Annotated in this window: 21 protein-coding genes and 1 tRNA gene; 6 read left to right on the top strand and 16 right to left on the bottom strand. The window is 56.0% G+C overall.

Features of this window, described 5'->3' with window-relative positions:
- Positions 1-23: 23 nt before the first annotated feature.
- From frr to rpsB, 4 genes are all read right to left on the bottom strand, one after another.
- Complete coding sequence (gene frr / locus F5897_RS00215) at positions 24-578, bottom strand: ribosome recycling factor (RefSeq protein ID WP_183304074.1); 555 nt, start codon at positions 576-578, stop codon at positions 24-26.
- A gap of 36 nt (positions 579-614) precedes the next feature.
- On the bottom strand, positions 615-1,328 hold the full coding sequence (pyrH, locus tag F5897_RS00210; protein ID WP_124823949.1) for a UMP kinase: 714 nt from the start codon (positions 1,326-1,328) through the stop codon (positions 615-617).
- A 133-nt stretch (positions 1,329-1,461) separates the two neighbouring features.
- A complete protein-coding gene (gene tsf / locus F5897_RS00205; RefSeq protein WP_124823948.1) occupies positions 1,462-2,289 on the bottom strand; it encodes a translation elongation factor Ts in 828 nt (275 codons plus the stop codon).
- A gap of 34 nt (positions 2,290-2,323) precedes the next feature.
- Positions 2,324-3,112: a 30S ribosomal protein S2 gene (gene rpsB / locus F5897_RS00200; RefSeq protein WP_124823947.1), complete on the bottom strand. Its 789-nt coding sequence runs from the start codon at positions 3,110-3,112 to the stop codon at positions 2,324-2,326.
- Positions 3,113-3,469: 357 nt separating this feature from the next.
- Between rpsB and F5897_RS00195 the strand changes: the two genes are divergently transcribed.
- The gene (locus tag F5897_RS00195) at positions 3,470-4,060 is read left to right on the top strand and encodes a M23 family metallopeptidase (RefSeq protein WP_183304073.1); all 591 of its coding nucleotides are present in this window, start codon (positions 3,470-3,472) and stop codon (positions 4,058-4,060) included.
- Here F5897_RS00195 and F5897_RS00190 read toward each other — a convergent pair.
- The 5 genes from F5897_RS00190 to F5897_RS00170 form a co-directional block, all read right to left on the bottom strand.
- Positions 4,035-4,994, bottom strand: coding sequence for a tyrosine recombinase XerC (locus tag F5897_RS00190; protein ID WP_183304072.1), 960 nt, complete (start codon positions 4,992-4,994; stop codon positions 4,035-4,037). The genes F5897_RS00195 and F5897_RS00190 overlap by 26 nt on opposite strands.
- Before the next feature lie 147 nt (positions 4,995-5,141).
- Positions 5,142-6,449, bottom strand: coding sequence for a DNA-processing protein DprA (gene dprA / locus F5897_RS00185; protein ID WP_183304071.1), 1,308 nt, complete (start codon positions 6,447-6,449; stop codon positions 5,142-5,144).
- Entirely contained in the window at positions 6,446-7,996 is a 1,551-nt protein-coding gene (locus F5897_RS00180) for a YifB family Mg chelatase-like AAA ATPase (RefSeq protein WP_183304070.1), read from the bottom strand. The genes dprA and F5897_RS00180 overlap by 4 nt, the downstream gene beginning before the upstream one ends.
- Entirely contained in the window at positions 7,989-8,426 is a 438-nt protein-coding gene (locus F5897_RS00175; protein WP_183304069.1) for a YraN family protein, read from the bottom strand. The genes F5897_RS00180 and F5897_RS00175 overlap by 8 nt, the downstream gene beginning before the upstream one ends.
- 175 nt (positions 8,427-8,601) lie before the next feature.
- The gene (locus F5897_RS00170) at positions 8,602-8,925 is read right to left on the bottom strand and encodes a DUF2469 family protein (protein ID WP_124823942.1); all 324 of its coding nucleotides are present in this window, start codon (positions 8,923-8,925) and stop codon (positions 8,602-8,604) included.
- Positions 8,926-8,983: 58 nt separating this feature from the next.
- Between F5897_RS00170 and F5897_RS00165 the strand changes: the two genes are divergently transcribed.
- Positions 8,984-10,309, top strand: a complete 1,326-nt coding sequence (locus F5897_RS00165) for a nicotinate phosphoribosyltransferase (RefSeq protein WP_183304068.1) — start codon at positions 8,984-8,986, stop codon at positions 10,307-10,309.
- Between the two features lie 126 nt (positions 10,310-10,435).
- Here the strand turns inward: F5897_RS00165 and F5897_RS00160 are convergent, their stop codons facing one another.
- The 5 genes from F5897_RS00160 to F5897_RS00140 form a co-directional block, all read right to left on the bottom strand.
- A complete protein-coding gene (locus F5897_RS00160) occupies positions 10,436-10,699 on the bottom strand; it encodes a DUF3039 domain-containing protein (RefSeq protein WP_183304067.1) in 264 nt (87 codons plus the stop codon).
- A gap of 61 nt (positions 10,700-10,760) precedes the next feature.
- Positions 10,761-12,239 carry a hypothetical protein gene (locus F5897_RS00155; RefSeq protein ID WP_183304066.1) on the bottom strand — a complete coding sequence of 493 codons (1,479 nt, stop codon included), beginning with the start codon at positions 12,237-12,239 and terminating at the stop codon, positions 10,761-10,763.
- A gap of 74 nt (positions 12,240-12,313) precedes the next feature.
- Positions 12,314-13,129, bottom strand: a complete 816-nt coding sequence (locus tag F5897_RS00150) for an ATP-binding cassette domain-containing protein (RefSeq protein ID WP_233574291.1) — start codon at positions 13,127-13,129, stop codon at positions 12,314-12,316.
- 64 nt (positions 13,130-13,193) lie between these two features.
- Complete coding sequence (locus tag F5897_RS00145; protein WP_183304065.1) at positions 13,194-15,023, bottom strand: hypothetical protein; 1,830 nt, start codon at positions 15,021-15,023, stop codon at positions 13,194-13,196.
- A gap of 214 nt (positions 15,024-15,237) precedes the next feature.
- Complete coding sequence (locus F5897_RS00140) at positions 15,238-16,716, bottom strand: S1C family serine protease (protein ID WP_183304064.1); 1,479 nt, start codon at positions 16,714-16,716, stop codon at positions 15,238-15,240.
- 212 nt (positions 16,717-16,928) lie between these two features.
- Here F5897_RS00140 and F5897_RS00135 point away from each other — a divergent pair.
- From F5897_RS00135 to F5897_RS00125, 3 genes are all read left to right on the top strand, one after another.
- Positions 16,929-17,002 (top strand) — tRNA-Met (locus tag F5897_RS00135).
- Between the two features lie 247 nt (positions 17,003-17,249).
- A complete protein-coding gene (locus F5897_RS00130; protein ID WP_183304063.1) occupies positions 17,250-19,964 on the top strand; it encodes an alpha/beta fold hydrolase in 2,715 nt (904 codons plus the stop codon).
- A 104-nt stretch (positions 19,965-20,068) separates the two neighbouring features.
- Positions 20,069-20,740 carry a cyclase family protein gene (locus F5897_RS00125; RefSeq protein ID WP_124823936.1) on the top strand — a complete coding sequence of 224 codons (672 nt, stop codon included), beginning with the start codon at positions 20,069-20,071 and terminating at the stop codon, positions 20,738-20,740.
- A 101-nt stretch (positions 20,741-20,841) separates the two neighbouring features.
- Here F5897_RS00125 and F5897_RS00120 read toward each other — a convergent pair whose 3' ends face one another.
- Together F5897_RS00120 and F5897_RS00115 are read right to left on the bottom strand one after the other, a co-directional pair.
- A complete protein-coding gene (locus tag F5897_RS00120) occupies positions 20,842-23,976 on the bottom strand; it encodes a UPF0182 family protein (RefSeq protein WP_183304062.1) in 3,135 nt (1,044 codons plus the stop codon).
- A 111-nt stretch (positions 23,977-24,087) separates the two neighbouring features.
- Complete coding sequence (locus F5897_RS00115; protein WP_183304061.1) at positions 24,088-25,242, bottom strand: YlbL family protein; 1,155 nt, start codon at positions 25,240-25,242, stop codon at positions 24,088-24,090.
- A gap of 75 nt (positions 25,243-25,317) precedes the next feature.
- On the opposite strand from F5897_RS00115, the gene F5897_RS00110 reads away from it, so the two are divergent.
- Entirely contained in the window at positions 25,318-26,760 is a 1,443-nt protein-coding gene (locus tag F5897_RS00110) for a zinc-dependent metalloprotease (RefSeq protein ID WP_183304060.1), read from the top strand.
- The last annotated feature ends 41 nt before the right edge of the window (positions 26,761-26,801 follow it).

The following is a 26,801-nucleotide window of genomic DNA, read 5'->3' as shown; positions in this document are numbered from 1 at the left end:
TGGTTGCTGCGCCTCATCTCTATTTAGACCTCAAGCAGCTCTGCTTCTTTACCGGCCAGCGCGGTGTCAATCTGGTCGATGAACTGCTTGGTGATATTCTCCAGCTCTTTCTCAGCACGCGCTACTTCGTCTTCGCCGACCTCTGCCTTCAGCGCCTCCAGCTCATCTTTTGCTTTGCGGCGGGCACCTCGAACCGCTACACGGCCCTCCTCGGCACGGTTCTTCACCATTTTGACGTAGTCGCGGCGACGTTCTTCGGTAAGCTCCGGCAAGGTAACGCGCACCACGTTGCCGTCGTTCGACGGGTTAGCGCCGAGGTTTGGCATGTTGCGGATAGCGTTTTCAATCTCGTGCAGGGCGCCCTTGTCGTAAGGGTTGATCACCAGGCTGCGGGCATCCTGGTTTTGCACAGATGCAAGCTGCGGCAACGGGGTTGCGGTGCCGTAGTAGTCAACCATCACGCTCTGCAGCAGAGACGGATTAGCGCGCCCGGTGCGCACGCCGGCGAAACCTTCTTTCACTGCCTCCACGGCTTTCGCCATACGCTCTTTAACGTCGGTAAAAACTTCGTTAATCATTTTTCTCCAATCAGGATTTATAAAGGCTTCTGTTCGCTAAGGATGCACGATGGTGCCGAGCGGTTCTCCCAAAATCGCGGCGGTCACATTTCCTGCTGGCTCCATGCCAAAAACGCGCATCGGCATTTTGTTGTCCATGCACAGGCTGAAGGCAGTGGAGTCAACCACCTTGAGCCGCCGGCTCAGAGCATCTTTGTAGCTGATGCTGTCAATTTTGGTAGCGGTCGGATCAAGTTTTGGATCAGCGGTGTAAACGCCGTCTACCCCGTTTTTAGCAACAAGTACTTCTGAGGCGTGGATCTCCAGGGCGCGCTGTGCCGCAACCGTGTCTGTCGAGAAATAAGGAAGCCCCGCACCGGCGCCGAAAATCACAACACGACCTTTTTCGAGGTGCCGAATTGCGCGCAGCGGGATATATGTCTCGGCAACCTGGGTCATCGTGATAGCTGACTGCACGCGGCTGGAAACACCAGCTTGCTCAAGGAAATCTTGCAACGCCAAAGAGTTCATCACGGTGCCGAGCATGCCCATATAGTCAGCACGGCTGCGTTCCATACCGCGCTGACTCAGCTCTGCGCCCCGGAAGAAGTTACCGCCGCCAACCACGACAGCGACCTGCGCCCCAGAGGCAGTTGCAGCAGCAATCTCCCGCGCAATCTGCCCCACAATGTCTGGATTAACACCCAGCGAACCACCTCCGAAGGCCTCACCGGAAAGCTTCAACAATACTCTGCGTGGTTGCTCAGACATTTAGCTCCTTATTTTTAATCTAGTTAATTTTATCCTGTTTTATCAGGCTCCACACCCGCGCCGCCGGATTAAATCAGAATTCTGGTACAGCAAAGGCTCGAGGAATAAATCCCCGAGCCTTTCCTGGGTTAACTTAAGCGCCTACCTTAAAGCGAGCAAAACCGGTTACGGTCAGGCCAGCCTGATCGACAACCTGCTGCACACTCAGTTTGCTGTCACGTGCATAAGCCTGATCCAGCAGCACAATACCCTTAAAGAAACCGGTCAGACGACCCTCAATAATCTTTGGCATTGCAGCCTCTGGCTTGCCCTCGTTCTTGGCAATCTCGGTCACAATCTCACGCTCTTTTTCAACTGCCTCAGCTGGCACGTCTTCGCGAGTCAGGTACTGTGGATCAGCGAATGAGATATGCTGTGCAATCGCGTGCGCGGTCTCTGCGTCGTCACCTGAGTAAGCGACAACTACACCAACCTGCGGTGGCAAATCTTTTGAGGTGCGGTGCATGTAAACAGCGAAAGCGTCACCCTCCAGCAGCGCTACACGGCGCAGCTCCAGCTTCTCGCCGATGATTGCAGACTCATCGGTGATCAAATCAGCAACGGTCTTGCCGTCTACCTCAGCAGCAAGTGCTTCTTCCACGGTCGCTGCGCCAGCGGCAGCAACCGCAACGAGCACTTTGTCGCCCAGCGCAATGAACTTTTCGTTCTTTGCCACGAAGTCAGTCTCGCATGACAGTTCGATGAGGGTTACTTTACCGTCGCCCTCGTGAGCCGCAACCAGACCCTCGGTAGTTGAACGACCCTCGCGCTTAGCGACACCGGCAGCACCCTTGAGACGCAGAATCTCAATCGCTTTTTCGATGTCTCCGCCAGCCTCTTCCAGAGCCTTCTTGCTGTCCATCATGCCAGCGCCGAGACGCTCGCGCAGTTCCTTCACAGCGGCCATAGTTACTGCAGCCATTGTTACTCCTTATGTTGTTTAAAAAATCTAAAATTTACTCAGCTGCTGGAGCTTCGGTAGCAGCTGCATCACCCTGCAGCAGCTCCACTTCCCACTCAGCCAGTGGCTCAGCTGCTGCTTCCTCGCCTGGCTTCTGGTGGCGCTCCACCATGCCAGCAGCGGCAGCGTCAGCGATGATGCGGGTCAGCAGTGAAACTGAACGAATTGCATCGTCGTTGCCTGGGATTGGGTAGGTTACCTCGTCAGGATCGCAGTTGGTGTCGAGAATTGCGATTACTGGGATACCAAGCTTCTTTGCCTCGTCAATAGCAAGGTGTTCTTTGTTGGTGTCAACTACCCACAGCGCAGCAGGGGTTTTAGTCATGTGACGGATACCACCGAGGGTCTTCTGCAGCTTCTCCAGCTCGCGCTTCTTAAGCAGCAGCTCTTTCTTGGTGAAACCGGTGGTGCCGCCCTCGTAATCCAGCTCCTCAAGCTCCTTCATGCGCTCCAGGCGACCTGTTACAGTCTGGAAGTTGGTCAGCAAACCACCCAGCCAGCGCTGATTCACGTAAGGCTGATTCACACGGCTCGCCTGCTCAGCGATAGCCTCCTGCGCCTGCTTCTTGGTGCCCACGAAAAGAATGTTGCCGCCGCGTGCAACAGTCTGCTTAACGAAAGCATATGCTTCATCGATGTAACCGATGGTCTGCTGCAAATCAATGATGTAGATGCCTGAGCGCTCGGTGAAGATGAAGCGCTTCATCTTTGGGTTCCAACGGCGGGTCTGGTGACCGAAGTGGACACCACTGTCAAGTAGCTGGCGGGTTGTTACGACTGCCACAGTCGTCTCCTTTTCTGTGCTGACGCACGGTTTTTGGTTGATTTTGCGCTTTTACGCCCTAGCGCCGCGACCTAACCGCTTGCTATGCAAGACCAGAGATTAGAGCTTTTTTCGGCGCGCGAAGTCACCTCGCGAGAGATGCTCTCTAAGAATAGCAGATTCCATGACGATATTTAAACCCGCCACACAGACTGCTGCGGCGGTAAGTGTCTGCCGGCGCAGCCGCACCGGGATGTCCGCGAAACACACATAGCGGCAACGAAACACAATTTGTTGTCACCGCCCAAAACCTTAAGCATTTTCCACAGCTTTTTTAGTTTTCGGATGTCAGCTGCGGCAGCAACGTAATTTAAAAGCATGCATATCCTGTTCGCACTACGTAACAATTCTGCTCGCAAGCAGCAGCTCACAAAGCACAGTATCCTTACCCTTGCAGCGACGACGGCACTGTTATTCCCGGCTGCAGCGTTTGCGACACCGCCAGCCGCGCCAATGACCGTCGCGCCCTCAGTCCGAACACAGCTGGCGAGCACTACCGCGGCACGCTGGTGTGCCCCACTCGGGGTGCCTCTGCGAGTTGCGCGCGGTTTTGAAAAGCCCCCGCACCGTTACGGTCCAGGACATCGCGGGGTGGATCTCGCTGGCGGATCCACGGTCCGCGCACCTGCAGCAGGAATCGTCAGTTTCAGCGGCGAGGTCGCGGGCAGACCGGTGCTTGCGGTGCGGGTTAATGAAACCCTGGTTTATGCGATAGAGCCACTGGTAACGACGCTACAAGCAGGCGACCCTGTGACGCAGTGTGAGGTTTTGGGAACCTCGCTAGGGCACACACCAGAGTCGAGTATCCACCTGGGTGTGCGGATGCATGACGAATACGTTAATCCGCTGCTGTTCTTGGCGGCTAAGCCGCGGTTATTGCCGCTTACGCCCGCGGATGTGCCTGTTTAAAAGCTGCAGCGAGCCGGGCCGGCGAGACGTGGGTGTATCGCTGCGTGCTCTCGAGGTTTTGGTGCCCTAGCATCTCCTGCACAACGCGCACATCGGCGCCGCCCTCCAGCAGGTGGGTTGCCGCGGTGTGTCGCAGGGTGTGGGGGCCGCTGGGACCAGCTCCGCCCGCTTTGCCAAGGTGCTGGGAGGTGAGTTTATAAACCACCGAAGGTGCCAATTTGCCACCGCGTGCTCCTAAAAACAGCTGGGATATGGCAGGCTTTTGTGGACTTTGCGGCAGCAGTTTAGCTCTGGCGTCACTTAAATATTTTTGCAATGCTGCTGCTGCGGGGGCACCGAAATAAAGCACCCGCTGCTTGCTCCCTTTGCCAGTTACCGTGACTTTGTGTTCTGGAAGATCTAGCTCCTGCAGGGTAATGCCGCATAGCTCGCTGACACGCATCCCGGTGGCATATAAAAGTTCTAAAATTGCGGCATCGCGCACTGCCAGCGGATCATCTGGCGTTGCGGCTGCGGCTGTTACCGCGAGCAGCTGCTGCATCTGCGTTGGTTTCACAACTCTTGGCAGTGGTTTGGCTTGCCGCGGGGTCTTCAGTCGCGCGGCGGGGTTAGCGGCGACTAAATCTTGCGACTCTAACCATTTCCCGAATGATTTCACGGTTGCGATGTTCCGTGCAATTGTGGTGGCCTTGGGGGCTGTTTTTGCGGATCCGCGCACCGCCGTGGATCCCGCACCACTGCCGAATTGTTTTTGCCATAGCCAGTCGCGCAGCACCTGCAGGGTGAGCTGCGGCACCTCCGTCAAATTTTGAGAGTCGCAGAATTTTAGCAGGGCCGCAAGGTCGTTACGATATGCGCGCAGTGTCTGTGGAGAGTAACCGTATTCGTGCACGAGCGTTTGCAAAAAACGCTCGATGGCTGTTGCTATCAGCATTTGCCACTCCTCCGCTCTGCAGTAATGCTCGTCACTGCTGACCTATTGTGCTCAACCTTGTGCGCTGCCGCACTCGACAGCTGCCACTACTGCTCGCTATCGTGAACTGTGCTGCAGTCAACTGGTATTGCAAAACAACCGGAGCGTTCAAGCTTCGCAGTGCAGCTTCCAGCTTTGCCCGGTAGCATTCTCAACGAGTTTCACCTTTCCCAGTAATTCTAGTTCAGCAAGCGCGTTTTCACACTCTTCGCTGCTAATTCCCGCTTTCGCCGCAACCCGTTCGCTGGTCACGCAACCGCGCAACGGGAGTGCATCTAAAACTCGCAAGTGCAAGCTCTTGTCACGGTCACCGCCAGTCGGTGCTGCTTCATTTGTTCCCGCAAACCCCAACAGCTGCTGCAACTGCGCAGTGCTGCAAATCAGCTCCGCACTGTATTCCAGCAGCAGTTTATGGCACCCCTGCGACCCGTAAGAAGTGATGTTGCCGGGCACCGCACCTAAGCCACGGCCGAGCTGAGCCGCGTGTCCGGCGGTGTTAATACTGCCGGATCTAGTTGATGCCTCAGTAACCAGAACCGCTTCGCTCAGCGCCGCAATTAGCCGGTTACGCTGCAAGAACCGCCACCTGGTTGGCGCATAGTGCGGCGGCATTTCACTAACCACTGCTCCCCCTGCGGCAACTATCTCTGCCAATAGCTGCAGATGAGCCCGCGGATATGGTTTGCTCATACCGCCCGCCAAAATCGCCACTGTCACTCCTCCTGCTTGTAGCGCGGTGCGGTGCGCTACGGCGTCAATGCCGAAAGCTGCGCCGGAGCAAATCATGTAGCCTGCGGCAACCGCTTGTCTCGTGAAGTGCTCGGTAACCGTGATGCCGTACTCACTGGAGCTTCTCGCACCCACCACTGCCAAGCTGCGCCGCCGCAATGCCGCAGCTTCCCCTTGATACCACAGCAGCAGCGGTGCGCAATCTTCCAAATCATCCAGCTGGGTCGGCCAGCTAGCTGCTTCAGGCATCAAAACCTGTAGTTTTGCAGTGAGCGCACTGCTCAGCAGCGCGGTAAACATTGCCGTTAAATTAGAGCCTTTAATTCTCGCTGCCCACCGCTCCTGCCCAGCCTTAAAACTGCTGGGGCTGATTTCCAACTGCCGCAGTGTTGGGTACTGGGTGCACAGCTGCTTCCAGCTCAACCGCTGTAACGCCACCCCGAGCGCTGTCTTCGCACCGTAAGCTGCTATCAACCGCCCGGCAAGACGATCGCCGGGCTCCGCTAAAACATTCCAGAGCATCCGCGCCACCAACACCTCCAGATGCTGCGCTTCAAAGTCGCCCAAACGGCGCAGCTGCTCCCCGTACTCTGCCGCGAGCGCCGTAATGCTGTCAGTAACCGCCGCTGCTTGCGGCTGCTGCGACCAGGCTACCGCGGAAACTGTTTTTTCCTGTGGTGTTTTCATGTTATGTTTCCTCTCAAGCTCAAAGCTGTTGCGATATGCTCACGTTCCGGCCGTGCTGCGCCGGCTAAGTCTGCAATCGTCCAGGACACCCGCAGCACCCGGTCATAGCCACGCAGCGTCAGTTTTCCTTGCTGCAGTGCGGCATCTAGCACCGCAGTGTGCTGTCGCGGTAATCGGCCGGGACCGGAACGCAGCCAGGTACCGGGGGTTTCGGAGTTATACCGCCATGCCTGCTCCGCAAACCGCTGCTGCTGTCGTTTTCTTGCGGCAGTAACCTGCGCGCGTGCTGTGGCAGAATCAACCATGCCCTGCCCAGTCGGATCTAACCGCTGCACAGGTTGCAGCCGGACTCTAATATCGATGCGATCAGCGATCGGGCCAGAAATCTTCGCTAAATAGCGCTGCTGCTGCGTCGGGCTACAAATGCAGGGGTTGTGATTATTTTGCAGTGGATCACCCGCACTGCCACAGGGGCACGGATTTGCGGCTAGCACCAATTGAAAATCTGCCGGCAGTTGAGCACGTATTTTTGCGCGCTGAATTGTGATGGTGCCGCTCTCCAGCGGTTGGCGCAGGGCGTCTAATAAACGCGCTGAAAACTCTGGTGCTTCGTCGAGAAATAAAACCCCGTGGTGCGCTCGGGTGATGTCACCGGGCTGAATGTTGCCTCTGCCGAGACTGCTGCCAATCAGTGAAGCGGTGCTGGCGCTGTGATGCGGTGCCACGAAAGGAGCTTGCTTCACCAATTGTGTAACCCGCTGCCCGCACACCGCTGCAATACTGCTGCAGGTGAGCGCCGCGGCAGCGTCCAGTGGCGGCAGAATTCCGCTCAGCGCCCGGGCAAGCATGGTTTTACCACTGCCTGGCGGCCCCCACATCGCGAGATTGTGTCTGCCTGCGGCCGCAATAATTAACGCCCTGACCGCTTTTTCTTGACCGACTATCTCAGCTAAATCAGGTGGTTGCCGAAGACTTGCGGCAGGCTGCTGCACGGCAGCTACGGTAGCCTGCGCAGGAGCCTCAATCTTCCCAGTTTCCAAATACTGCACCGCTTGACGCAGATTACCAACGGGCACCACCGTCATACCCGGAACCAGTGCCGCTTCAGCAGCCGCAGTCGTGGCAACCATCACTTTGGTGTATCCCTGCTGCTTAGCCGCGAGCACCGCCGCAAACAAACCCGACACATGCTTCACGCTGCCATCAAGCCCTAATTCCCCGATGAAAACGCAGTTCGCTGTTGCCGGGTCAGGAGCTGTGCCTGAAGCGGCTAAGCAGCTTAAGGCAATCCCTAAATCAAAGCCCGAACCGTATTTCGGCAGTTCCGCAGGCGAGAGATTAACGGTTAAGAAGCGTTTACTAAGCGGTAATTCGCTGTTGGCGCAAGCCAGTCGGACACGCTGTTTGGCCTCATGCAAAGCGGTGTCAGCTAGACCGATAATGACCATGCCCGGCAGCTGATTAGAAACTGCTGCTTCTACCCGTACTATGTTGCCGCTGATGCCGGTCACTGCGATTGCTGCTGCGGTTGTAATTTTATTAGACATCAGCAACCCCAACTAGATACTCCAGTTGCTGCACTGCGCCGCGGCGCACCACCACCCCGGCAACATCGATCCGTAGCCCGCGGTATTGCAATGCTTTCTGCTGCCGCACCCAGGTGTGCAGCAACAGTTTGAGTCGCGTCAGCTTTTGCGGGGTTACAGCTTCCAGTGCGGTGCCATAACCCAGAGCGCTCCGAGTTTTAACCTCTACCGCTGCAATTACGCCACCGTCAGCGATAATTAAATCTAGCTCACCACAGCGATTACGCCAGTTGCGAGCCAGCACCTGTTTGCCGGTGTCCAGTAAAAAATCAGCAACCGCGGCTTCGCCTAGCTGCCCAAGCTGCTTTTTAGTAAGCACACCGATGGACTCGGCAGCAGTTGCTACGGCACCGGCTGGATACTTAGCCTCACAAAATTCTTGTCTCCCCACGGTAGGACCTCCTACCGCAATTGTGCTGGGTGCGAACACCGTAAACGTGGTTTGGTTACTGCGCTGTGGAAAGATCCACATCCCAACTGTTATGCACAGGCGCGCAGAACTGTTTCATGCAAAATTGCCGGGAAATCTACCCCACGTCCCGTCACTATATCACCTACCCGGGCAGTTAAGAATCGAGGGTGAAAGAGTCTGGGAGGCTGACCTCTTTAGTATTCAACTCCTCAATATTAACGTCTTTAAACGTCACCACGCGGGCGTTTTGCACAAAGCGATCGGGGCGATACACATCCCACACCCAAACATCCTGCAGAGTAACCTCAAGCGCCGCCTGGTTACCTATTAATAGCTCTCCGACTTGCACCTCATTGGCGAGATAAAAGCGTCGCTCCGTCTCTACCGCGTATCTAAACTGCCCGGCAATGTCTCGATACTCACGAAACAGCGCGGCCTCTGCCTCACGCTCGTAACTGTTGCTTTCTTCGTCGCTCACCCTTCTAATCTTAATAGAATCGCAGCAAAGCAAAACTTTTGGCGACTAAACTTAAACCATGGCTAACTCAACCGCGTTTTACACTGACCACTACGAGCTGACCATGATTGATGCCGCACTGCAATCTGGCACTGCGCATCGCCCCAGCGTGTTCGAGCTGTTTACGCGGCGACTGCCGGGAGCGCGCCGCTACGGTGTGCTCGCCGGAACTGGGCGACTACTGCAGGCAATCTCAGATTTCCGGTTCACAGACGCGCAGCTCACCTGGCTCAGCGACCAAAGTTTTTTGCGCGACGAAACCCTTGACTGGCTTGCCAACTATCGCTTCAGCGGTAACATTTACGGCTACCCTGAAGGTGAGCTGTTCTTCCCTGGTAGCCCGCTGCTGACAGTGGAGTCTAGCTTCGCTGAGGGCGTGCTCTTAGAAACGCTGGCTTTAAGTATTTTAAACGCGGACTCCGCAGTGGCAACAGCCGCCAGCCGGATGTACACGGCGGCGAAGGGCCGCCCACTGGCGGAAATGGGATCCCGCCGCACAGCAGAAACCAGCGCGGTGAACGCTGCCCGAGCCGCTTATTTGGCAGGTTTTAACGCCACCAGCAATCTGGAGGCAGGTCGTGCTTACGGGGTGCCGACAATGGGCACCGCCGCCCACGCCTTTACTCTATTACACGACAGCGAAGCCGATGCATTCGCGGCGCAGGTTGCGAGTTTTGGAGCAAACACCACCCTGCTCATTGACACCTATGATATTCAGCAGGGCGTTCGCAATGCGATTGCCGCGGCAGGGCCAGAACTTGGCGCGGTGCGTATCGACTCTGGCGATTTACCTGTCGTGGTGCAAGAAGTGCGAGAGCTGCTTGACAGCCTCGGAGCCAAGAACACCAAAATCACTGTCACCAACGACCTAGACGAATACACTATTGCAGCACTCTGCGCGAGTCCGGTAGATAACTTTGGGGTTGGCACCAGCGTTGCAACCGGTTCCGGATCCCCCACAATGAGCATGGTTTACAAGCTGGTGGCTCGTCAAGATAGTAACGGAAACTGGGTCAACGTCGCCAAACGCTCAGCCGCAAAAGCATCGGTTGGCGGTAAGAAAACAGCTTTCCGAAGCTTCGACAGGAACGGCGTTGCTGACACCGAAATCTTAATCGCAGACACCCCGCACGCTGCTCCGCTACAGCAATTCGACGTCGTCGAAGGCACCGCCGAACGTATCACAGTGCCGCTGGTTATCAACGGGGATCCACTACCCGAGCACCTGGGGGTGGCTGGCCTGCAGGCTGCTCGCGCACGCCACAAAACGCGTGTTGCTCAATTACCGCCGCTCGGTCATAGTCTGCAACGTGGCGAGCCTGTGCTTGCGACTGTGCTGCGGTAGCACAGGACACATAACTACGCTTACTACGCTGCGCTTACTACGCTGCGGCCACTCCATCCCCTGCCAAACCGCGGCAACTAATATATTCGGCGCAGCACAAACCATTGGCGCTGCGGCACAGCTGTGCTACGGCCTAATTACCTCGTCATAAATTTTCTTGCAGTCCGGGCAGACTGGGAATTTTTCCGGGTCCCGGCTCGGCACCCATTTTTTACCGCAAAGTGCCCGCACCGGTTTCCCGGTAACAGCCGACTCCAGAATCTTATCCTTCGGAACATAGTGGCTGAAGCGCTCGTGGTCACCCTCTTCCAGCTGTTGATCATCCAGCAGCTTTTCGAGCTCACGATCAAGCACGTCAAGCCCACCTGCAGTCTGTGAATTATGAAACACTGTTTTCTCCCTACTCAGGTGCAGAGTCACCCGGCAACTTCAATAATAACCGCCAGTTGGTTTAATCATAAACCTCGGTTGTGCGCACAATCTCTGGAGCAGTACGATCAAAAATTAAGCCACCCAACCAAATGCAAAACAGCAGCACACAAACGCCGCTCACGATGCCGACAATCAGAGTGGTTGCTGCAAGCACGAAACTCGGAGCACTGGTGAGTGTTATCGCCGCCAACACAATTGTCGGCAGTGTCAGAAGCACTCCGCCGATAAATGAAACACTCTGTGCCACAGCGGCACCAGCACCGTTGTACTGCGGTTGCGAAAACGGCGACTCGCCGGGACGAGTTGAGGGATAAACCACCCAGGCACTGGCAACGGTAGATATTCCCGAACCGATGAACAAGGTTGCGGTGTTTAACCCGAGCACAACCGGGAAAATATACCATTTACCGACTAACAGCACTGACAGAGTTGTTCCGACCACCAAAAGCGGCACACCGGCAACGATAATCGGTGTGAGACGCCCGATACGATCGTCACGACCCCGAGTGTTGCTGGCCACATGCATCCAGATTGCAGTTGAGTCCATCGCGATATCGTTGTGAATCGACCAGCCGAGCAGATACAAAATCACCGGCACCGGCAGCAAAACTAAGAATTCAAAGCGCATTCCGGCCAAATGCATTGCAAAAGTTACCGCGATTGCGGCCGCAGGCAACGCTAAAAGACTCACAAAATAGCGTGGATCGCGCCGCCAATAGATAACCGTGCGCGCGGCAATCACACCGGCCGGGGTGTCAGGAAAAAAGTCAAACACTCCAAGACCTTTGCTGCCGTTTAGCCTTGGTTTTTCGGTACTTTCTAGCAGTCGTGCCGCACACAGCAAATAAGCTAAGTAGAGTAGCACAAGCAGTATGACCGCGGCTGTCAGCGTAAAACCAAAACCGACGTAGTTCGCGGAACTCCAAAACTCGCTGCCGCTATAGCTAAAACCAAAGGGGCTCCACGCCAGAATTTCCGCGGTTGTAGTTGCAGGACGCTCATCTCCGTTTATAATCTCGGCTGCCACGAAGAAAGCCAGCGGCACCAGCGCAGAAAACAGCAACAATCCACCCCAACGCCGGAAAGAGGCAGCGAAACCTGTCGCCAAAAACAGTTGGCTGCTAGCGATAGCCACCTGCGTCAGCGCCGTCACTAACAGCACCAGCAGCACCGCCGCTAGCACCTCAATCACAAGCGGGTGTTGCAGCAGGGTAATTCTGAGCACGGCGCGCACAAGCGCGAAAACCCACAGCAACACGGCGAACGGACTCAGCAGCGCGCTGATCCACACTCCTCGCGCCGCCGCAGGCGCAACAGGATAGCTGGCGTACTGCCGCACACCAAGCTTACTGTCGGCCAGAAAACCGGCGAGCAGCGCACCCAAAAGCGGCAACGCTGAGACCGCGAAAGCGTCAAGCAGACGCGCCCGCGGAGCCGTGGTTAGCACTGTGGTTTGCGGCAGCACCGCGGCCGCGGCGAACAGCGCTAAAAACAGCACCGCTGTTAACCCCTTGCGAAGTGCTTTCGCAGCTCCTTGCCGATAGCCGGCGGTGTAAACCAGCCACCTTAGCGCTAGCGCCCGTGTAACCAATTTAGCCCACTCTCGTTTGTCTCGGCTGTCAGGTGTGCAAATTTTTTCTCCAGCGTGGTTTCACCGCGCACTTCAGAAACGGTGCCCTGTGCCACAACCTCGCCCGAAACAATCACCACCACGTGATCACAAACCCGCTCAATCAGCTCCATGCTGTGGCTCGACATCACAACGCTACCGCCCTCAGCCACAAACTTTTCAAGAATTTCTGTCACGTTCGCCGCAGAAACCGGGTCAATGGCTTCAAATGGTTCGTCAAGCACCAGCAGACGCGGGGCGTGAATCAGTGCGCAAGCCAGCATAATTTTCTTCTGCATGCCGGCAGAGTAGTCTGCGACCAGCCGATCAAGCGCGTTTCCCAATGCAAAAGCCGCAGCTAACTCTGCGGTACGTGAAGCGATAACATCTGCTTTCAGCCCGTGCAGAACTCCTGCGTAGTGCAGCAGTTGCGCTCCGGTGAGTCGGTCAAATAATCGCAGCCGGTCAGGCAGCGTACCGATTTTATGTTTCGCCTGTGAGCCCTTCTCCCAAACATCTTCACCGCACACCGTCACCCGACCACTGGTAGGACGGTTTAGCCCGGTGATCATGGTCAAAGTGGTGGTTTTACCAGCACCGTTAGGGCCTACAACCCCCGTAAAAGAACCGGACCTCACCTCAAAACTAACCTCATCCGCAGCAACATTTGTGCCGTAGACCTTCGTCAGTAGCTGCACATCAAGCAGCACCTCGTTACTCGCTGCTTTAATGCCGCGCTCGCGCGCTAAATCTTCTGAAAGTTGTGGTCTGTCACTCACTGCTGCTGCCTCCTAATCCCAATATTCAAGATTACCTGCAATTTATGAGTGCTTGCACAAAATTTCACAACGATGTGGAGTACTTGGGCGAGGTCACCGCAATGATCTTTTCGCAACAGCTACCAGGCGTTAATTCTTCCAGCGTCGATGCAAAATGTTGCCGCAGCACAGCGCTCACGTCATGCTCTTGCCACCAGGTCGCGGGGGCGCTATCGCCTCTCAGCAGTGCTTCTATCTCAGCATCCGTGACCAGCGCCGGCACCGGAATCAGAGCTGTAATTTCAGCCGGGGCCGCGACATCCATCGCAACCGGCAATCGCAAAAGCAGCGCAGCAAAAAGCAATTCCCCCAGAGCATCAACCACTATGCCATCTGCTGCATACAACTGCTGCAGCAGCGATTTTTGCAGGTGACGTGGATCAGCCACCGGCCGTATTAGCTGCCCTTGCCCAGCACTAACGGCGGCCTGTTCTGCCTCACCATAGCCGCGCAAATCAAACAGCACCGGGTTGCCAGATAACAACCCCAGCTCGGTTTTAGCAATGCGCTGCACAATTGGGTTCACCCCTGTCGGATGCTGCGTCGCGGCCACTAACGCCGGGCGTAGAGCATCAAACCTGGCCCGCACCACACCGAACTCAGGCGCTTCCATAACCTCGCCGGCAACAACCAGTTGCTGCGATACTGCAATAAGCTGCTGCCTACGAACCGGACGCAACAGCTCGGAAACCTCCGTAGAACCGCTCAGCACCAGCGCCGCGCTGCGTTGCAGCTTATGCCAGCCGGGCTCACCGTAGAGCGCCGTTGCGGCACCGACCGGCACCGCGGCGCGTTCATCAGTCACTGCCCATATCTGACGCAGCTGTGGCGCAGCCGTGTGAAGATAATCTGCCAGCATCTCTAAATCTAGGTTTTGTTGCCGTCCCAAATGGCACAGCAACACCTCGCAGCTGCGCGGCTGCTTTGCATCAAGTGCGGTGAGCGCAGCTACGGTGCGCTCACAGGCGGCACCGTCAGGAGCTTCATGCAAGCGCTTAGCGTATTGTGTGGCCGCTCGCCGCAGCGTGAGTGCTCGCATCGGTACTGTAACAGCCGCGAGAATATCCGCTACGAGAGTTGCCGTATTTGTTGCCGCAGCATTTAACTGCGGTGGGATTACCGCACTGCCAGCGTCATACCAGAGCACCGGTGCGGCTACTACCCCGGCATCGGCAGCGAATTCATGCTGTGCCGTCACTACCAGGGCAAACTCCGCATACCAGGCAGGATTGAAACAGTCTGGTGGATCCACCACCCGCACGCTCACACCGGAACGCTGCGGTGCTGCTACCTCGGGATGCTCCGGCCAGATAAGGACACAAATGTTGTTATCGCTAAAACTGCTTTCGTGTTCTAGCAAGCTGGCCGCAAAGTTTGCGAGTGCGGCATTTGGAACCCGGCACAGCACTAACTGCGCTGCGGTTTCGGGAATTCCTGCAGCCGCTAACAGCTGTTCGCGCCGCTTAGAGGCGGTTAAAGTGTCTACGAAGTCAAGCCGTGGCGCGCCTGTAACTACGACTTGCCCCGGCAAAACCTTGGTATACTGCCGCACCTGCTGAGCATGCACATAGGAACTGACGGTGTAAAGTGTCACCTCGGGTTTGCAAAAGCGCAGCACCCGCTGCACCGCCAGCGGCCACTGTTTGGGTGCCGCTGCGCGGAACTTCGCGGTGGTAATTGTGGCATCAATCTGCGCCAGCACAGCGCCGAATGCAGCGTACTCATTCGTGGGGCGGGAAACTCCCACCAGGCAGAGGTAGCGTGCCCTCGCGGTGGCCCAAAAACCACGCCAGCTGGCAGCGCGCACCACCGTAATTTCTGACGGCACCAAACTCGGCTGTTGTGGCTGTGCCACAACCACTATTATCGACTGCCCTGGCAGCGTCCGCAGGTGCCGCGCTAAAGCCACTAAATCTGCTGTTTCCCTCTCTGCACAGAGCACCCAGCGATGCACCTGCCTGGGAATGAAAAGGCAAATCAGGAAAGCTAAAAACAGTAAAACGGGGCGCGTCACCGCTTGTAAAAAGGAAGTGACCGCCCCGCTTTTTATCTGCATGTTGGCTACTTTACTAGAGTGTTCCGAGAGTCGCTACTGTGGTACGTAACTCGCCGTTGCGATAGTATTCCAGCTGCACTTCGCTGCCCCCCGGGTGCATCCGCACAAGCGCAGAAACACTGGTACCGTCAGCTGCGGTTATGCCATTTAAGGTGGTGATAATGTCACCCGGTTGTAGCCCTGCACGCGCCGCCGCGCTATCTGGGTTTACGTCTACCACCAGTCCTCCAGCGTGGGTGGCTTGCGGCTCGCCAGTTGCGTCAGCAACGCTGGCGCCCAGCAACCCGTGACTTGGTTTTTCACCCGCTATGAGAGCATCAACAACCCGCACAGCGAGCTCGGAGGGAATAGCAAAACCCAGCCCAACGCTGCCGGCTACGCCGTCTGCAGATCCGGTGGAGGCGATTGCCACGTTAATTCCGATGAGCTCCCCTTTGCCGTTAAGCAGCGCACCACCAGAGTTACCTGGGTTAATTGAGGCATCGGTTTGAATCACCGGCAGCGTAATACGATTTGCTGCGGTGTTCTGCTGCTGCCCCGGCAGCTCAAACTGTGACTCCGGAGAACTGTTATCCTCTGGAGCAGTCTGCGGGGCGGTCGCCGCACGCACCGCAATTCCGCGATTCACTGCGCTCACCACACCACTCGTGACAGTGCTCGGTAGCTCCAGCGGAGCGCCGATCGCAACGGTTGTGTCCCCAACGTTAATGCTGCTGGAGTCCCCGATGGGCATCGGGGTAAGGTCAACACGATCGACCTTCACAACCGCCAGATCAGCATAGGGATCAGCGCCAATCAAGCGCGCCGGAAGCAGTTCGCCGCTGCTGGTACGCACTTTGATTCGGACATCAGAACTGCCGTCACCGAGGGCTACGTGCGCATTCGTGATGATATACCCGTCTGCGCGATAAACCACACCGGAACCGCTGTCGCTGCCGCCAGCGCTCTGCACTTCCAGAGTCACCACGCTCTCAGTACGCGCCGCCGCAATGGCGCTAATCGGGCTGCTAGTCTCGCCCCCGACAATTTCAATGGCTCCGGCACCTCTGTTTGCGGCAAGGCTTGCACCGATGAGACCACCTCCCAAACCAGCGGCAAGCACCAAGCCAGCAGCGGTGACCACAACTCCGGCGGAGTAACGGCTTTTTGAGGTAGAATCGGGGGTTACTGTTGTCGCTGATGCAGCCGCTATCCCTGGTGCAGCAGATGTTATCAACGGCTGATAACGCGGCGCGTATGATTGCGGTAATTGTGTTGCCGCCTGCTGCTGTGGCGCTGCGTGCGGCGGCGCATACGGATGTTGCACATAGTGGGCGGCTGGTGCTCCCTGCAGCGCCTCAGTCTGCGTTGCGGTTGGTCTCGCCGTTGGTGTCTCGGCCACGACCGGCGATGTCCGAGCTTGCTGATTTGCAGCCTGCTGCGGCGAGTATTGTGGCGCAGCGTTTAACGCCGCGGTGTCTGTCGGTTGTGGATTTACTGCTTCCGGATTCATAATGCTCCTACATTTTCAATTACCCATTAATACTGAAACAAAACTCTATGATTTTCTTTAAACTCCCCCGAGGGCAAGCTGAATGCCAAGATAAGCAATCGCTGTGTCGCAGAAAAAACTGCTGCAGATGCACCTCGTAAGGCGCCGCGCAACACCTGCAGGAAGCAGGATTTGCATCGCACATCAAAAGTGTGTATAGTTATTTTTTGTGCCGCGGGGTGGAGCAGTTCGGTAGCTCGCCGGGCTCATAACCCGGAGGTCGTAGGTTCAAATCCTGCCCCCGCAACGAAAAAAGCCTTGGTTGTGTTAATTTACAATCAAGGCTTATTTTTTTCCTAATACGCAGTGTATAAAATTTTATATACCTCCTCTAAAGGAAAACACATTTATTTGCATGTTTTCCTTAAATTAAGAAATTGTAACTATAGCCCTTAAAAATTGTTTACCGTCCTGCAACCTGCAAGAATTGCAGTAGTTGCTCAACCGAGCAACATCTCTAACCCGAGCAACACTTCAAAGCAGAAGGGAACCTAATGGGAAACGGTAAGCGCACAGCAGCTGCCTGCATCGGCACCGGCCTGCTAGCTTCACTAACACTCAGTGGTGTAACCCCCGCGCTGGCACACAGCAACGGGCTTACAGCGGCTCAAACCGCACACCACTCGCTGCCGCTCATCATGCAAGACGGCAAACTCGTACCAACCACTGGCGCAGACAAAGCATTCGTTGATTCAGCGGTATCGTTGCTGCGTTCACTGCACACCGAAGAGGACACCGTACCTCCGGGAGAGAACACAGATGGCACCGATGGCACCACCGCTGAGGGTGGTACCGGAACCGCTACAGCAACAGATGGCACCAGTAGCTCTAGTAGCGACGGTACCGGAACAAACACAGCAGACAGCCCCGGCACTAACACCGAAGATTCTGACGGCAACGGCCCGGCAGCAGAGGATGCTGCAGACGAGCTGTCACGGCTCCTCGCTGAAGCACTCAGCCGTAATAACGCTAACCAGTTGCCAGATCCACTGGATTTTGACAACCAGCAGGCTGATCCAATCACCCACCTGATTCCTGCAGCGGCAGACCGCTTCAAACAGGCTGACGGCAGCTACAACATCGGACGTCCGGCTCCGGGCGGACCAGGCGCGGGTAACGCAGTTGCAGGGCTCGAAGAGTTTTACGAACAAAAGATCACCTGGGGCGATTGTGGCCCATTTGACCCGAGCGGTGCCGGCGCGTACGCTAATGAAGATGTTGAGTGTGGCTACCTGATAGTTCCGGTCGACTACAAGAACCCGGGCGGAGCAACCGCGGCTATCGCACTAATGAAGGTGAAAGCTAAGAATCCAGATGCGCGCATCGGCAGCATCTTCATGGATCCGGGCGGGCCTGGCGGTTCTGGCGTGGAACGTATCTTTGACTCAGTTACCGCAAGCAGTGAAGTGCGCGACAAGTTCGACCTTATCGGCTTCGACCCACGCGGCGTTTCCAGCAGCTTACCAATGATTCGCTGCAAGTCATCAGCAGCTTTTGACGCACAGCGTCAGGGCAGCGACATGCTAACCGCGGCACAGCGCGATAAAGTGCTGGAGCACAACACCGCTGCCTGCTACGAAAACACCGGTAAGGGCTTTGGTATTGCCGGCGCTGATTTCATCCCCCATGTGGGCACTGTTAACGTCATCAAAGACCTTGACATTGCCCGCGCAGCAGTTGGCGATAACAAAATCAACTACCTCGGATACTCATACGGCACCTCAATCGGGTACCAGTACGCCATGGAATTCCCTGACAACATTCGCACCATGGTGCTGGATGCAGTCGTAAACCCATTCGAAAACAACCCCGAAGAAGCTGCTAAGTACGCAGAATACACCGCTACCACCAGCGGCACCGTATCTTCTGAGCTCAGCCAGATTCAGGGTTTCCAGTCCACCTTCGAGCAGTTCCTGCTGAAGTGTGCGGCCGAGGGCTTCGAAGACACCCCGTGTGCGCTGGGCACCTCAACCGACCTCAACACTCTGATGGCGGAATACCAAAAGCTGTCGCAGAAGGCTTGGGGATCAAACGTTTACAAAGGTCGTGACGGTCGCGTCTTGAGCTTCGAAGATTTCACCCAGGCAACCATCCTGTCGATGTACAGCGAAAGTTTCTGGAAGTACCTCAACATTGGTTTGACCCAAATTAAAAACGGTAATAACGCTACCATGATGCTGATTTTGGCTGATATCTACTACAGCCGGGATTCAAAAACCAACCTGTACTCCTACTCCGACTCAGCTTTCCAGACTATCTGGTGCACTGACTCCGGCACCTCCCCAGACGGCAATGATCCGGCAGCGGCAACCGCGCTGACCCAGGAACAGTACAAGGTAGCTCCGTTCACCGACCCAGGCAAAAACGAGGATGGCACCCAGCGGGGCCTGGAGCCTTCAAAAGACTGGTGCACATTCTACAAGAATCAGCACACCCTGCCACAGGGCAAGAGCTTAAAGGCAATGCCAAACATTCTGTTCATCTCCACCTCATACGACCCATCAACCCCTTACCAGGATGGTGTGGTTGCAGCAGCTGGTGCTGGTGGCACCCTGCTAAGTGTTGCTGGTAACGATCACGCAGCATACGATTTCGGGGCAGATGACTGTGTTGCACAGATCACCAACCGCTACTTCGTAGACATCGTAGTTCCAACTGATATCACTGGCCCAGAAGCCGATAACGCGAAAGACTTGTATTCTAACGTGATTAATGGCACCCAGTGCCGTGTGGATTCGTTCCGCGCCACAACCGCTGCAGCTGACGTCACCACCGGCGCCGGCTCAGAAGTTGAAATCACCGCTACCGGACTGGTACGCAACACCGCTTACGACGTGGAACTGCCAGACGGTTTCACCCTTGCAACACCAGTTGTGGCGAATGTTGATGGCACCGCAACTTTCACCGTAAAAGTGCCGGCTAACGCAGCAGCGCAGCAATTCACCTACACCGTGAAGCCTGCTGATGCAGCAGCCAACGACCCGGTGGTGCAGGTCACCGGCAAGATTAACGTGGTCGCACAAGAAACTCCGGTAACCCCAGAGCAGAACACCACCGCAACCAAGCCTGTTGCACAGGGTAAAGCAGGTGGCAAGCAGCCACTGGCAAAAACCGGTGCTGACTTCGGAATGGGAGCCATTGCGCTGGCAGCTATCGCGCTGGCAGCAACCGGCGCAGGTGTAGCTGCACGGGCACGCCGCCGCGGCTAATCGCGGCAAAGTATCCCGTTCCCAGTGAGCGGATGTTCTAGCGCAAACAGTCTGAGGGTGTGAGACAAGTTGTGTCTCACACCCTCAGCGTATATAAAAGCATTATGACTACCGCCCGTGCTCTGAACTCTGACTGGCTGTGCCTGAGCCACCAACTGCAACCAGGAATCCCGACCTTCCCCGGGGATCCCGAGGTGACAGTGACGGCACACAGCACTGTTTCAACCGCTGGCTACGCAGTACACAGCATCACGCTCGGTAGTCAGTCCGGCACTCACGTTGACACCCCCGCACACCTTTTCGAAGCTGGCACAGCGCTACACGAATTCCCGCAGCAGCGCTTCACAACCCGTGCCATAGTCCTAGATTTGCGCACTGTGGCACAGCCTGCTGAGCTGATTCCCAGCGATGTTTTTGAGCAACTACCTCTGGCCACCGCAGAGACAGACTCCGTGCTGGTGTGCACCGGCTGGGATAAGCACTGGGGCTCTCCAACCTATTTCCAAAACCCTTATTTCGATGGCAAGGCCTCCATTACTCTGCTACAGCTCGGATACCGCACTTTCGGTTGCGACCTACCGAGCCCTGATGCTTGCACTGACACTCAACTGCCTTTTCACGAAACTTATCTGGCTTCCCCTGACAGCCTCATCATAGAAAATCTCACAGGCCTGACACAGCTACCGCAGGGCGAAGTTATCGATTTCATTTTTCTGCCGGCTCAGCACGGCAGCCCAGATGGCAGCCCGGTTAACGTAATCGCTAGGCCGCTATAAGCCATCACGACACCGCCAAGCGTAGTGTGGTGCCAGGAAAATTCCTGCCACCACACTACGCTTGCACTCCGAGCGCACAGTGCTCACAGCGCACTGCGCGGTTAGTTGTTATCTTGTTCGCCGCTCAACTCCAGAGCTTGCTCCAGAGCTTGCTGCAAGCGCTTATCGGCAGCACCGTATGCCGCCCAGTCTCCCGCAGCACGTGCCTTGTCACGATCAGCCAGAGCCTGTTTCATCTCGGCGAGCGCAGCATTGAGACTCTCTAACTGCGGCTGCTGTGACTGTTGCGGCGCTGCAGCTGCAGCCTCCCCGGCATCCGGCGTTGTGACGCTAGCTTCTATATCGCCGTCACCGGCAGATGCCCCAGAGTTACCGCCGAAGAGCGAATCTAAGGCTTGATCTAGCGTGTCCTCGAAAGCGATCTGATCGCCGAAAGAAACCAACACTTTCTGCAGCAACGGATAACCACGCTGCGCTTTCGCCTTAACGTAAACCGGCTGCACATACAACAGGCCGCCGCCAACCGGCAAAGTCAGCAAGTTGCCACTAATCACATCGGTCTCGCCACGGCGTAGAATGTTTAGCACGCTGGCAACCTTAGCATCGGTGCTGAAACTATTCTGCACCTGACCCGGGCCACTAATCGCACTGCCCTTAGGCAGCACCAACAGTTTCAGTTTGCCATAGTTGGCGTTAACCTCGCCGTTTTTACCGGTGCCGGCATTAGCGTCAGCCGCCAAGTAACCCGTCAAAATGTCTCGCGCGTTATCACCAGACTGATTCGGGATAAAGGTGGAGTAGATAGAGAAAGTTGGTTCGCTGTTAGCACCAGCTGACAGCGTCAAATAGTACGGCGGTTGCGCTGGCACACCGGTGCTGCGAGAAACCGTACCGGCCTCACCCAGGGAGTCTGTCTCGACGGTGCTCGCCACCGCCGCAGGTGCAGCATTCGCGCTGCGTGAAACCGGATCCTCTGGTGTCTTCCACGCATCCTCTTTAGAGTAAAACGCTCCCGGATCGGTGACATGATAGTCGCCAAGAATTTCCCGTTGCACTTTAAAGAGGTCATTTGGATACCGCACATGGCTAAGCAAATCCGCACTCATCTCAGAAACTGGAAGCAGAGTTTCAGGGTAAATCTTCTGCCAAGCACGCAGCAGTGGATCGTTTTCGTCCCACGCGTAAAGTTTCACACTGCCATCGTAAGCATCAACGGTAGCCTTCACCGCGTTTCTAATGTAGTTAATCTGCTGCGGTGCACCAGCTGTGGTGTTGTCAGCATCGAGCAGCATTTCACTCATATTGCGCTGTGCCGAATATGGGTAGCGAGAGCTTGTAGTGTAACCATCAACAATCCACACAACCCGCCCATCAACTACAGAGGCGTAAGGCTGCCGATCAAGCGTCAGGTATGGCGCAGCCGCGGCAACTCGATCCACCGGATTGCGATTGTAAAGGATCTGCGAACCATCAACAACCGCCTCCGAGAGCAGCAGCTCAACGTCCTGGAATTTCAGAGCGTAAAGCAGTTTTTCAAACACACCGTGCAGCACCGGGCCACCATTACCGCTGAACGTGGTGAGGTTTTGCCGTTCTGGGCTGTCACCATTACTAGCATCGGCGGTTTCGGTCTCTGCAGCGCTGCCTGCGTTATCGTTAGCAGTGTCAGCGCTCGTCGCTGCAGCATCAGCGGCATCGTTTGGCGCCGCAGTAGCAGCATCCTCAGTCGCCGGTTGAATCAACTCCGGCGTTGCAGTATCAACGTCAGCCGGGTAGTCAACTTCAATCGGCTTGCTGCGCTCTCCACCAACGATGGAGTACAGCGGAGAGTAGCGGCCAAAGTAAATCCGCGGTTCGAACTCTCCTAGTTTACCTGAGGTTGGGATACCGTTTTCCAGAAATACCGGCTCACCACCCTGAGCACGTTGGTTGCCATAAGCCGCAACCAAGCCGTAACCGTGGGTGTAAACCAAAGACCGGTTGTACCACCCGGTTTGCTGTGATACGTCAATCTCACGCGGTACCGAAACGGTGTCTTCTACCCGGCCGTCAATCTGATAGCGGTCAACGCTGAGGGTGTCATGGAAGCGGTAGTACTGTTTACTCTGCTCCAACTGCGCAAAAGTTGGTGCGATTACCGCAGGGTCCATAATCCGGATATTAGCTGTCGCTACTGCATCATCCCGTAACGCGCCAGCTGTCGCGGTGGTAACCGCATCATAGCGCTCAACCTCAATATTGTCGACGCCATAAGCAGCGCGGGTGGCAGCAATATTGTGGCTAAGATACTCTGCCTCCAGGCTTTTCTCATCTGGCCCTACCTTAAACTGCTGCACCGCCCACGGATAGCCACTGCTCAAAACCACACTGGCGGCAATGAACATCGCGGTGCCAGTAACAGATAGCCGCCACTTACCGCGCACCGCAGTAATAATAAACAGCACCGCAACTACAACGCCGATGCCAGCCAAAATTTGCATGCCTGGAATCCGCGCGTGCACATCGGCGTAGGTAGCACCGGTAAAAAGACCGCTGCTGTTGGTCAATACGCTGTACTGTCCGAGCCAGTATTGCACCCCAAAAGTTGCCACATAGCAGGCCAGCAGCACCCCGAGCAGTACCCGGGTGCTTTTCGCGACCCGGAAATCTTTACCGCTGAAAGCAATGCCACCGTAAATATAAGAAACCGCAACTGTTACCACCAGCGCCGCCAATAGCACAGTCTGCGCAAACAGCACGGCTCCGTCGAACACCGGCAGCGCAAACATGTAAAACTGTAAGTCTAAGCCGTGCAGTGGATCAAGCGTGCCGGTTGCCTCGCTGTTAAACCACAGCAAAACATCACGCCAAGAGTTACTCACCGCAACGCCGGCAAAAACACCGAGCAGCGCAGGAACGAATAAACGCACCATTTTTTGCAGCGGCTCAAGCGCTTTCTGATAGGCATCTAACTGACTATTAATACGAGCGTAAACCGGACGTTTGCGGAAGGCAATCTCTGATACCACATACAGCGGAGCTGCCATCGCCACAAACCCAATTACGAACATAACCGCATAGCCAACCCACTCGGTGAAGAAAACTCGCAAGTAGCCAAGCTGCTCAAACCACAACACATCGGTTATGACATTGGCGCTGACCACAAAGGCAGCAGCCAAAATTGCCACCACTATTAGCGTAATCAGCAGCGCCGAGCGTTTTTTCGGCTGCTGCGGCGAAGATGTTGGAGAGCTCACAAAACGCCTTCCTGTTGCTTAACTTATTGCAACAAGTCTAGCGTTTTCAACGGCCCGACTAGCTGCTAATTCACTGCTAGAGAACCGCAGCTGCCGCGGCCAGTATGGGAATCAGTCACAGGCTGTGAGGCCCACTGTAGGTTTGCCCGCCTTATAGTCGCGGATGGTTTGCACCGCGGCGGCGAGATCCGCAACAGCAACAACCTCCATCTCCCCCGGAATCCGCTCTGGCAGCGCGCTACAGTTATCGGCGGGCATCAAAAACAGCTCGGTACCTGCACGCTCAGCAGCATAGAGTTTCTGCTTTAAACCACCGATTGCCCCCACTTCACCACGACCGTTCATTGTGCCCGTGACGCTCACCTGCACCCCGCCAGTGAGATCCTCCTCTTGCATTTTGTCGATGATCGCGAGCGCCAAAACCAGCCCAGCACTCGGACCACCAATATCTGTCATGGCGTAATCAATCGTGTAAGGCAGCCCGAATTCTACTCGCGGATAAACCCCTAAAATGAAGCGTTCTGCATCGGCAGACCAGGTGGTTGCAAGAGCCAGCGACATTTTTTCAGAACCCCGCAAAATTTCAAGCGTGATGGTGTTGTCACCCACCTGCTGCACCGCATCCACCAGATCTTGACCATCGGTAACCACAGCACCGTTGACGGTGAGAATCTCATCACCCTCCTGTAACTGCGCCGCTGCTGCCGTATCCGGCACTGTACCCGCCACAAAAACGCGGTTCTCAACCGGGTGCCCAAGGTAGCGCAGAGCCGCCGCCGCAGCCACATTCTGAGAACTCTGCATCAGCTGCGCCGATTCTGCGTTAACGTCATCTACGGAACGATCTTCCGGATAAATCTCGCTGACCGGAATGATATCCTGCGATTCATCAAAGAACGGGCCAATCAGCGACCCCCAAGACCGCGGCCGATCTTTATTCCCGGAAATACTCACGGTAAGCATGTTTAGCACGCCGCTGTTTGGTGCGGCGCTAGCGATTTCCGCTTCTGGTTGCACCACAGCAGTGGCTTGCCCGGGCTCAATTTCCAGTTCCCCGAGGGTGTTCAGCACCATACCGGGGCGTTCAACTAGATACGGCGACGGCAGCGACCCAGCAGCAACGCCCAAAAGCACCCCCAGTGTAGCCACTGCAGTGTAAAGTGGCTTCGGACCGCGGGTTTTGGGGGCCCGCATCCGAGAGCACACAGTGGGAGCAGCAGGGGTTTGTTCCGAATCGTTCGCTGTTAGCGTTCTGTGTTCTGCCATGAATGCTAATTTATCAGCCCTTTGTTAAGCAAACCCCGATAACTTTAGAGTGATAACTGATTTTATGAGGTGGTTATGAGCGACAAAAATCAGCAACCAGACGGTTTCGACCCAGCAGAGCTAGCGAAAATGCTGCAGCAGATGTTCGGCGGCAGCATGGATCCGAGCGACCTCGCCAAAGCTGCTGGGCTACCCACAAATCCAGCTACACTGTTTGGTATTTTCCAAAACCTCTCTAACGCAGCCCACAATTCAGTAGACACTTCACAGGTGATTGACCCTGCAGCAACTCGCAAAGCGGCGCTGGCAGCATTGCAGCACTACCCAGCTCCCGCAAAAGAAGCAGCAGCTGCCACCGCGGACGCGATTAACACCTCGCTTACCCTTGCTACGGCATGGCTCGACCGCAGCACGGCGATGAGCGCTGCCGCAGACTCCCCGAAGTTTCTAGACCGTACCAAGTGGATTACCGGCAGCATCGATACCTGGATCAGTTTCGCATCGCCGGTTGCCGAGTCTATTTGCACAGCACTTAACAACGCTTTAGAGGAGCAATTTCCGCCTGAGGTACAGGCACTAATATCTGGCCAGTCTGGATTGTTCCGACGCCTCGGCAGCGCAATGTTTGCAATGCAGCTCGGTAACGCCATCGCGAAACTAGCCGCAACAGTGTTTAGCGGCGGTGACATCGGAGTGCCAGTGCTGCAGCTTCCTGGCCACGCCGGAGGCAGCTTTATGCCGGGTAACATCTCCGACTTTGTTGCTGACTTCGAGACTGATAAAGCAGAGTTGGTGCTCTACCTCACTATCCGGGAGCTCGCTAATGCGCGCCTCTTCAAGCACGCGAAATGGCTCCGGCCACACTTGGAGACCGCAATCTCTGATTACGCGCGTGGCATCGAAATTAATACCTCACAGCTTGACACTGTGGTGTCTGAGGTGGATCCTGCCAACCCCGAGGCAATCACCGAGCTGCTGCAGTCTGGCGCGTTAATCCCGCCGAAAACTGAACTGCAGGAGCAGGCTCACGAGGATATTAGCCATCTCTTAGCGCTGATTGTGGGATGGGTTAACGTGGTCACCGCAGCAGCTGCCAAGGATATGCCGCAGGCTGGGGCGCTTGCGGAGCTAATGCGCCGACGCAGCGCAACCGGCGGGCCGGCGGAAAAAGTTTTTGGCTCGCTGATTGGCTTGGAGCTACAGCCGCGGAAGCTCCGTGAGGCACAGCAGCTGTGGCAGCGCATCACCGAACTTGGCGGTGCACAGCTGCGTGACAGCCTGTGGCAACACCCTGATTTACTGCCAACAATCGCAGAGTTGGAGACTCCTGCGCGGTTATTCGAGCGGCTTGGGTTTGCGGACACTAACCCTGAGGCAGATACTGATTATGATTTTGATGCTGATTTGGCAAAGCTGCTTTCGGGCGGCTATGACGGCCCAGCTGACACTGCTAACCCGACGGAGCCGGACGATGCAGCCGGTCCGAAGAATCCAAACGACCCTAGTGACCCCAGCTAATCGCTTGCAAGAAAGGGGTGGATAAACTCTCTGCCGTGTTT

The sequence above is a fragment of the Canibacter oris genome, from assembly GCF_014197205.1.
GTDB lineage: Bacteria > Actinomycetota > Actinomycetes > Actinomycetales > Microbacteriaceae > Canibacter > Canibacter oris.
The sequence above is the reverse complement of the archived record's forward strand: the minus strand, read 5'-3'. Positions and strand labels throughout refer to the sequence as shown.

Coding starts and splice junctions, on each gene's coding strand:
- F5897_RS00125 (WP_124823936.1), top strand. CDS start 20,069: ATGACTACCGCCCGTGCTCTGAACTCTGACTGGCTGTGCCTGAGCCAC.
- F5897_RS00140 (WP_183304064.1), bottom strand. CDS start 16,716: ATGAATCCGGAAGCAGTAAATCCACAACCGACAGACACCGCGGCGTTA.
- F5897_RS00195 (WP_183304073.1), top strand. CDS start 3,470: ATGCATATCCTGTTCGCACTACGTAACAATTCTGCTCGCAAGCAGCAG.
- pyrH (WP_124823949.1), bottom strand. CDS start 1,328: ATGTCTGAGCAACCACGCAGAGTATTGTTGAAGCTTTCCGGTGAGGCC.
- F5897_RS00115 (WP_183304061.1), bottom strand. CDS start 25,242: ATGGCAGAACACAGAACGCTAACAGCGAACGATTCGGAACAAACCCCT.
- F5897_RS00180 (WP_183304070.1), bottom strand. CDS start 7,996: ATGTCTAATAAAATTACAACCGCAGCAGCAATCGCAGTGACCGGCATC.
- tsf (WP_124823948.1), bottom strand. CDS start 2,289: ATGGCTGCAGTAACTATGGCCGCTGTGAAGGAACTGCGCGAGCGTCTC.
- frr (WP_183304074.1), bottom strand. CDS start 578: ATGATTAACGAAGTTTTTACCGACGTTAAAGAGCGTATGGCGAAAGCC.
- dprA (WP_183304071.1), bottom strand. CDS start 6,449: ATGAAAACACCACAGGAAAAAACAGTTTCCGCGGTAGCCTGGTCGCAG.
- F5897_RS00110 (WP_183304060.1), top strand. CDS start 25,318: ATGAGCGACAAAAATCAGCAACCAGACGGTTTCGACCCAGCAGAGCTA.
- F5897_RS00190 (WP_183304072.1), bottom strand. CDS start 4,994: ATGCTGATAGCAACAGCCATCGAGCGTTTTTTGCAAACGCTCGTGCAC.
- F5897_RS00165 (WP_183304068.1), top strand. CDS start 8,984: ATGGCTAACTCAACCGCGTTTTACACTGACCACTACGAGCTGACCATG.
- F5897_RS00130 (WP_183304063.1), top strand. CDS start 17,250: ATGGGAAACGGTAAGCGCACAGCAGCTGCCTGCATCGGCACCGGCCTG.